General features: G+C 63.1%; 7 protein-coding genes, 3 tRNA genes and 1 pseudogene. 7 read left to right on the top strand and 4 right to left on the bottom strand.

The genetic code is table 11. From position 1 onward, the window contains the following. From BIS11_RS07885 to BIS11_RS07870, 4 genes and pseudogenes are all read right to left on the bottom strand, one after another. Positions 1-213: pseudogene (locus BIS11_RS07885) on the bottom strand (BCCT family transporter); the annotation flags it as partial. Between the two features lie 235 nt (positions 214-448). Then, a tRNA-Leu gene (locus BIS11_RS07880) sits at positions 449-535 on the bottom strand. Positions 536-560: 25 nt separating this feature from the next. After that, positions 561-647, bottom strand: a tRNA-Leu gene (locus tag BIS11_RS07875). 56 nt (positions 648-703) lie between these two features. Then, positions 704-790 (bottom strand) — tRNA-Leu (locus BIS11_RS07870). Positions 791-1,064: 274 nt separating this feature from the next. On the opposite strand from BIS11_RS07870, the gene rnr reads away from it, so the two are divergent. The 7 genes from rnr to BIS11_RS07835 form a co-directional block, all read left to right on the top strand. After that, positions 1,065-3,539 carry a ribonuclease R gene (gene rnr / locus BIS11_RS07865; RefSeq protein ID WP_253421492.1) on the top strand — a complete coding sequence of 825 codons (2,475 nt, stop codon included), beginning with the start codon at positions 1,065-1,067 and terminating at the stop codon, positions 3,537-3,539. A 2-nt stretch (positions 3,540-3,541) separates the two neighbouring features. Then, positions 3,542-4,339, top strand: a complete 798-nt coding sequence (gene rlmB, locus BIS11_RS07860) for a 23S rRNA (guanosine(2251)-2'-O)-methyltransferase RlmB (protein WP_253421489.1) — start codon at positions 3,542-3,544, stop codon at positions 4,337-4,339. Between the two features lie 222 nt (positions 4,340-4,561). Then, entirely contained in the window at positions 4,562-4,942 is a 381-nt protein-coding gene (rpsF, locus tag BIS11_RS07855; protein WP_253421486.1) for a 30S ribosomal protein S6, read from the top strand. A gap of 34 nt (positions 4,943-4,976) precedes the next feature. Beyond that, positions 4,977-5,204: a 30S ribosomal protein S18 gene (gene rpsR / locus BIS11_RS07850; RefSeq protein WP_009097135.1), complete on the top strand. Its 228-nt coding sequence runs from the start codon at positions 4,977-4,979 to the stop codon at positions 5,202-5,204. Positions 5,205-5,216: 12 nt separating this feature from the next. Then, complete coding sequence (locus tag BIS11_RS07845) at positions 5,217-6,068, top strand: hypothetical protein (RefSeq protein ID WP_253421525.1); 852 nt, start codon at positions 5,217-5,219, stop codon at positions 6,066-6,068. 15 nt (positions 6,069-6,083) lie between these two features. Next, complete coding sequence (rplI, locus tag BIS11_RS07840; protein WP_227388155.1) at positions 6,084-6,530, top strand: 50S ribosomal protein L9; 447 nt, start codon at positions 6,084-6,086, stop codon at positions 6,528-6,530. A gap of 275 nt (positions 6,531-6,805) precedes the next feature. Next, a partial coding sequence (locus BIS11_RS07835) for a DnaB-like helicase N-terminal domain-containing protein (RefSeq protein ID WP_301286422.1) occupies positions 6,806-7,108 on the top strand: 303 nt, incomplete at its 3' end.

Below are 7,108 nucleotides of genomic sequence, written 5' to 3'. Positions count from 1 at the left end.
CCCCAGGGGCGAGGCGTAGACGATGACCGCCATGATCAGAAGGTAAAGACTGCCCAGGCTGAACAGCCACGAGAAGTTTTCCAGAATGCTGGCATTGAGTCGATTGGCGATCACCAGAAAGCCTTCCAGGTCGAGGTAGCTCGCCACGACCGCCCCGAGAAGAATCAAGAAAGTTGGCCAGAAGACCAGAGGACGCAATGTCTGATGCGGCATATCGTTCTCCCGTTATTATGTAATTCATGCATCGAGTGCATGGCAATAACAGGCTAACGCCAATGGCAAGTGAGCTTGAAGCGAAACGTGCGAATGGGGGCATGCGTTGGACGCATGGGGGCAAGAAAGGAAAGGCGTTTGGCGACTGGATACGCGAAAGGCCAAGCGATGAGGCTCGGTGCGACTGATACGATGATTTCAAGAGAAGGACATGAGAGAAGGACATGATGCGGGATGGTGCCCAGGAGAGGACTTGAACCTCCACGACCATACGGTCACTAGCACCTGAAGCTAGCGCGTCTACCAATTCCGCCACCTGGGCGCATCATGTGTCGTCTGTATTCGATTGGTGCCCGGGAGAGGACTTGAACCTCCACGACCATACGGTCACTAGCACCTGAAGCTAGCGCGTCTACCAATTCCGCCACCCGGGCGAATACAAACACTTGCCTGGTTGCACCACACACCGTGAAAAAAGATGACACGATGATGGTGCCCAGAAGAGGACTTGAACCTCCACGACCATACGGTCACTAGCACCTGAAGCTAGCGCGTCTACCAATTCCGCCATCTGGGCAAGTGGCGCGTATGATACCCTGACCTGGTTTAAATGCAAGTCCCCCAGACGTTTTTTGCCTTAAAAAAGTGCGATGAAGGGCCTGGGCGGTTGGGTGATCGAGTCGGCGGCGCTATACTGCGCCCATGACCAAAAAAACCATGAAACACGAAAGAACCCTGAAACACGCCGACGCGCCCGCTTCTTGCCCGGCGCTCGATGACTGCTTATTGAAAGCGCGCGTTCGCGCGACCTTTCTTCGCCTTCCGCAAACGCCATCAAGGATGACGAACGCATGAAGTACTGGACCTTGAGTGATGATCCACACGCCGAGCGTGAGGCGCAGAAATACGACAACCCCGCCCCCAGCCGTGAATACCTGCTGGCGGCACTCGAAAGCTACGGCAAGCCGATCACCCACGAGAACATGAGTCGCATGCTCGGCATCGAGGACGAAGACCACCTCGAGGCCGTGCGCCGCCGCCTCGCTGCCATGGAGCGCGACGGTCAGGTGCTGCGCGACCGGCGCGGCGCCTATGCGCTGATCGACAAGCTCGACCTGATCAAGGGCAAGGTGCAGGGTCACCGCGACGGCTTCGGTTTCGTCATCCGCGACGACGGCAAGAAGCCCGACCTTCTGCTGCCCCCGCGCCAGATGCGTCGCGTGTTCCACGACGACCACGTACTGGTGCGCGTGAGCGGCCGCGACCGGCGCGGTCGCGACGAGGCGACCATCGCCGAGGTGATCTCGCGCAATACCCAGACCCTGGTCGGCGTCTATCGCAGCAATACGCCGGAGTTCGGCATCCTGATTCCGGAGAATCCGCGCATCACCCAGGAAGTGCTGATCCCGCATTCCGCCAGCGAAGGCGCGAAGGATGGCCAGGTGGTGTCGGTACGCATCACCCAGCAGCCCGCCACGCGGGTGCAGCCGGTGGGCGAGGTGATCGAGGTGCTCGGCGAGCGCATGGACCCGGGCATGGAAATCGACATCGCCATCCGCAGCTACGACATTCCCGCGGAGTTTCCGCCGGAGGTGCTCGACCAGACCAGCACCATCTCCGCCGAAGTGCTCGAAGAGGACAAGCAGCACCGGGTCGATCTGCGAAAGCTTCCGCTGGTCACCATCGACGACGAGTCCGCCAAGGACTTCGACGACGCGGTCTACGCCTGGAAGACCAAGTCCGGCAGCTGGAAGCTGATCGTCGCCATTGCCGACGTGTCGCACTACGTGCGCCCCGGCACGGCGCTGGACGACGAGGCGCGCACCCGCGGCAACTCGGTCTACTTCCCGGGCCAGGTCGTGCCGATGCTGCCGGAGCTTCTCTCCAACGGGCTCTGCTCGCTGAACCCGCACGTCGACCGGCTGGTGATGGTCTGCGAGATGAACATCTCCAAGAGCGGGGCGATCAGCCGCTACTCCTTCTACGAAGCGGTGATGAACTCCCACGCGCGGCTGACCTACAACAAGGTCGCGGCGATGCTCGAGCCCGAGAGCGAGCAGGGCAAGGCGCTGCGGGAGGAGTACAAGGAGCTGGTCAAGCCGATCGAGAACCTGCACGAGCTCTACACGCTTCTGCGCGAGGCCCGCGATGCGCGCGGGGCGATCGACTTCGATACCACCGAGACGGCGATCATCTTCAACGAGGAGCGCAAGATCCAGGAGATCGTGCCGAGATCGCGCAACGACGCCCACAAGATGATCGAGGAGTGCATGCTCGCGGCCAACGTGGCCACCGCGCGCTTTCTCGACAAGCACGATCTGCCGGCGCTCTACCGTATCCACGAGCGTCCGACGCCGGAGCGCCTCGACAAGCTGCGCCTGTTCCTGGGTGAGCTGGGGCTCTCCGTCGGCGGGGGCGACGAGCCGACGCCGCAGGATTACCAGGCACTGCGTGAGGCGATCATTGACCGGCCCGACGCGGACATCATCCAGACGGTGATGCTGCGCTCGATGAATCAGGCCGTCTACTCGCCCCAGAACGAAGGCCACTTCGGTCTGGCCTACCAGGCTTACGCCCACTTCACCTCGCCGATTCGCCGCTACCCGGACCTGCTGGTTCATCGCGCGATTCGCTCGGTGATTCGTGGCCCGCGCAAGACCAGCACCGTAGTGCGCGTCGAGGGTGCGCCGGTCGAGCCGCCGAGCAAGTGGTGCCCCTACACCTTCGAGCAGATGCTCGAGCTCGGCGAGCACTGCTCGATGACCGAGCGCCGCGCCGACGAGGCGACCCGCGACGTCGAGAGCTGGCTCAAGTGCGAGTTCATGTCCGACAAGCTGGGCGAGACCTTCGACGGCACCATCGCCTCGGTCACCCAGTTCGGGCTGTTCGTGCGCCTGGACACCTTCTTCGTCGAAGGCCTCGTCCACGTCACTTCGCTGCCCTCGGACTACTACCATTACGAGGCCGAGAAGCATCGCCTGAAGGGCGAGCGCACCGGCACCACCTATCGCCTGGGCGATGGCCTGACCGTTCAGGTGGCGCGGGTGGACATGGATGATCGCAAGATCGACTTCGCGCTGGGCGACGAGAAGCCGCGCCCGCGCCGTCAGCCGCGCAAGCGTGCGGGGGCGAGCGAGTCGGTCGCGGACAAGCGCGAGCCGGCCGCCGACAAGCCCAAACCGAAGCGCCAGTCCAGTGAGCGCCAGGCCGGCGAGCGTACCCGCTCGCCCAACAAGCCCGACACCAAGGCCGACGACATCGGTACGCGTCGCGGGCCGCGCCGCAGCCGCCGCGCACCCAAGAAACCGCCGTTGAACAAGGGATGAGCATGAAATCAGGCTCCAGGCGCGGTGGTTCGCGCACCAGCGTTCGAGCGCCGGAAGGTCTCGAAGAGGTCTACGGCGTTCATGCCCTCGAAAGCCTGCTCGAGCGGGGCGAGGCGCCTCGCGAGCTGTGGGTCCAGCAGGGGGCGGGCAAGCGCCTGAACCTTCTGATCGAGCGGGCGCGGGCAAAAGGCGCAAGGCTCAAGGAGCAGCCGCGCGAGGTGCTCGATCAGTTGACGGGGGGCGCTGCCCACCAGGGCGTGGTGGCGTTTTGTTCGCCGCTCACGCCGGAAGGGGAGGAGTCTCTGTGGCTCAAGCTGCGCGCCTGGCAGGCGGCGACACCGCCGCTTTATCTCGTGCTCGATGGCGTGACCGACGTGCACAACTTCGGCGCCTGTCTGCGTAGCGCCGATGCCGCCGGCGCTCACGGCGTGATCGTCGCCAAGGACAACGCCGCGCCGCTCAACGCCACGGTGCGCAAGGTCGCCTGTGGCGCGGCGGAAGTGGTGCCGGTGTATCAGGTGACGAACCTGTCGCGAACGCTCTCCAAGCTCAAGGAGTTCGGCGTCTGGGTCACCGGCACCGCCGGCGAGGCCGAGGCGTCGCTTTTCGAGCTCGATTTCAAGGGGCCGACCGCCCTGGTGATGGGCGCCGAGGGCAAGGGCATGCGCCGGCTCACCCGCGAAGGGTGCGACCACCTGGCGAAGCTTCCCATGGCCGGGCAGGTGTCGAGCCTCAACGTCTCGGTCGCCGCCGGTATCTGTCTGTTCGAGGCGGTTCGCCAGCGCCAGCTTGCAAGTTGACCGCGTCCCTTCTAGAATGCGCACGCCCATCGATTCGTCACGGGCGGCGCGGGTTCGTCCCGCGCAATGAACGTTCTGAACGAAGTTCTGCTTGATGCCTGACGTTCGATGGGCCGGAATCCGGAGATCGAACCGGCAGGCATTTCAGTCAACTCCTTGCTTCCCTGCCATGCCGGCCACGGCCAGCACGCACCGGAAGCTGTCAAACCGCAAGGAGATTCCATGCGTCATTACGAAATCGTGTTCATGGTCCACCCGGATCAGAGCGAGCAAGTGCCGGCTATGGTCGAGCGCTACACCAGCATCGTGACCGAGAACTCGGGCACCGTGCATCGCCTTGAAGATTGGGGCCGCCGTCACCTGGCCTACCCGATCAACAAGATCCACAAAGCTCACTACGTGCTGATGAACGTCGAGTGCAGCGGTGAAACTCTGGAAGAGATCGAGAACATCTTCCGTTTCAACGATGCCATCATCCGTAGCCTCGTGGTTCGCTGCAAGGAAGCGATCACCGAAGCGTCTCCGATGATGAAGCCGGCAGAAGAGAAGCGTCCGCGTCGCGAAGACAAGCCGCGCGACGTCGAAACCGAAGAAACTGCCTAAGTTTATCCACCGCACGTATTGAAGGAGCTACTCCATGGCACGTTTTTTCCGTCGCCGCAAGTTTTGCCGCTTCACCGCTGAAGGCGTCAAGCAGATCGACTACAAGGATCTGGACACGCTGAAGGCTTACATCACCGAAACCGGCAAGATCGTTCCGAGCCGCATCACCGGCACTAAAGCACGCTACCAGCGCCAGCTGGCGACCGCGATCAAGCGTTCGCGCTACCTGGCACTGCTGCCCTACTCCGATAGCCACCAGTAAGCGCTTAACGTGATGCTGGCACTGGCGCGATGGCTGATGCAGAAGACGCCCTACGCCATTGGCGTGGCGGCGCTGGCAACGCTCGTGCCCTGGCTGTTCTGGCTGGGCGCGGCCATCGCGGCCCTGGTGACCCTGCGCCGCGGCTTTGCACCGGCCCTGCCGGTGATTCTCGCCGCCGCCTTGCCCGCCGGTTTCTGGTGGATGCAAGGCGACGTGATACCGCTGGCGAGCGTTCTACTGGTCACGCTGATGGCCGTCGTCCTGCGCGAGCGCATGCGCTGGAGCGAGGCACTAATCATCGGCACCCTGGCCTGCGCCTTCATGGTGCAACTGGGCGTGTTCAGCCCGCCCGGGGGCTCGGAGCTCATGCTCGAGCAGCTTCGCCAGAGTTCGGCGGAGGTGGACGGCATGCTCGACGAGTTCGCGGGCCAAGGCTACGACACCCAGGCGCTCGCCGCGATGGTGGTGGGCGGGGTGACCGGCCTGATCGTGCTGCTCGCCGCCATTGCGTGTCTGGCACTGGGGCGCAGCTGGCAGGCGGGGCTCTACAACCCCGGCGGCTTTCGTGAAGAGTTTCACGCGCTGCGCCTGAGCCCCAAGGAGCTTGCCCTGCTCATGATTCTGAGCGTGGCGGGCGTCCTGCTCGGTGGCGAGGCACTGCTGGTCGTCGGCTGGGTGCCGCTTTTGATAGCGGGTATCGCGCTGGTGCACGGGTTTATTGGATTAAAGGGGATGAACGGGCTGTGGCTGGCAGTGTTCTACGTACTGCTGATCACAACCTTGCCCACGATTCTCATTGTGCTGCTGTTGGGGCTGATCGATACATTCGCGAACGTTCGCGCACGCCTTGCCCGCAGCAATTGACTAGAGGTTTACGAGATGGAAGTCATTCTGCTCGACAACATTGGTAAGCTGGGCGGCCTGGGTGACAAGGTCACCGTCAAGCCCGGTTACGGTCGTAACTACCTGGTACCGTACGGCCTGGCCGTACCGGCGACCAAAGAGAACGTGGAAGCGTTCGAAGCACAGCGCGCCGAGCTCGAAGCTCAGGCCGCCGAGCGCAAGGCAGAAGCCGAAGCGCGCGCAGAGCAGCTCAACGACATCGAACTGTCGCTGGTCTCCAAAGCGGGCGACGAAGGCAAGCTGTTCGGCTCCATCGGTCCGCGTGACCTGGCCGATGCGATCTCTTCCGCCGGTATCGACGTCGCCAAGAGCGAAGTCCGCATGCCGCAGGGCCCGATTCGCCAGACCGGCGAATACGATATCGCCCTGCACCTGCATGCCGAAGTGGATGCCGTGGTACGCGTGGTGGTAGTGGCCGAGTAACACGGTCGCTTCCAGCAGTGCCCAAGGGCGCGGGTCTTCCCGCGCCCTTTGTTTTGTGGAAGGGGTTTGCTGGATGGTTTTGCCGATCGGATTTGCTAGTCGGTATCGTAGGTTGATGTTTCGAATCAACTTTGTGGGTCGGTTTTCGAAAGCGGCGCGTTTTCGAAAGCCGTTCCGGGGCCTTCGCCGGCGCTGGTCGGCGGCGGGGTTCATTGATTAAGATGATGGCCCTTCGGTCATCGTGCCGGTCTGCGCTTTTTTGAAAGGAGCCCGCCATGGAGGAGTCCTCCGCGGACAAGGAAACCGCCGCGCTGAAGCTTCCGCCGCACTCGCTCGAGGCGGAGCAGTCGGTGCTGGGCGGACTGATGCTGGACAACCAGGCCTGGGACAGCGTTTCCGAGCGCCTGGTGGCGGACGATTTCTACCGCTACGAGCACCGTTTGGTGTTCAACGTGATGATTCACCTGGCGGAATCCAGCCAGCCCCTGGACGTGGTGACGCTCTCGGAAGCCCTGGAAGCCCGCGACCAGCTCGACAGCGTCGGCGGGCTCGGCTTTCTTGCCGAGCTTGCCCGCAAC

The organism is Halomonas sp. 707D4 (assembly GCF_024158685.1).
In the GTDB taxonomy this organism is placed as follows: Bacteria; Pseudomonadota; Gammaproteobacteria; order Pseudomonadales; family Halomonadaceae; genus Vreelandella.
Note: the sequence above shows the minus strand (reverse complement) of the source record. Positions and strands in the feature narration are given on the sequence as shown.

Excerpts from the sequence above, each read along its gene's own strand:
- BIS11_RS07845 (WP_253421525.1), top strand. The coding sequence starts at position 5,217 with ATGCTGGCACTGGCGCGATGGCTGATGCAGAAGACGCCCTACGCCATT.
- rpsF (WP_253421486.1), top strand. The coding sequence starts at position 4,562 with ATGCGTCATTACGAAATCGTGTTCATGGTCCACCCGGATCAGAGCGAG.
- rplI (WP_227388155.1), top strand. The coding sequence starts at position 6,084 with ATGGAAGTCATTCTGCTCGACAACATTGGTAAGCTGGGCGGCCTGGGT.
- rlmB (WP_253421489.1), top strand. The coding sequence starts at position 3,542 with ATGAAATCAGGCTCCAGGCGCGGTGGTTCGCGCACCAGCGTTCGAGCG.
- rpsR (WP_009097135.1), top strand. The coding sequence starts at position 4,977 with ATGGCACGTTTTTTCCGTCGCCGCAAGTTTTGCCGCTTCACCGCTGAA.
- rnr (WP_253421492.1), top strand. The coding sequence starts at position 1,065 with ATGAAGTACTGGACCTTGAGTGATGATCCACACGCCGAGCGTGAGGCG.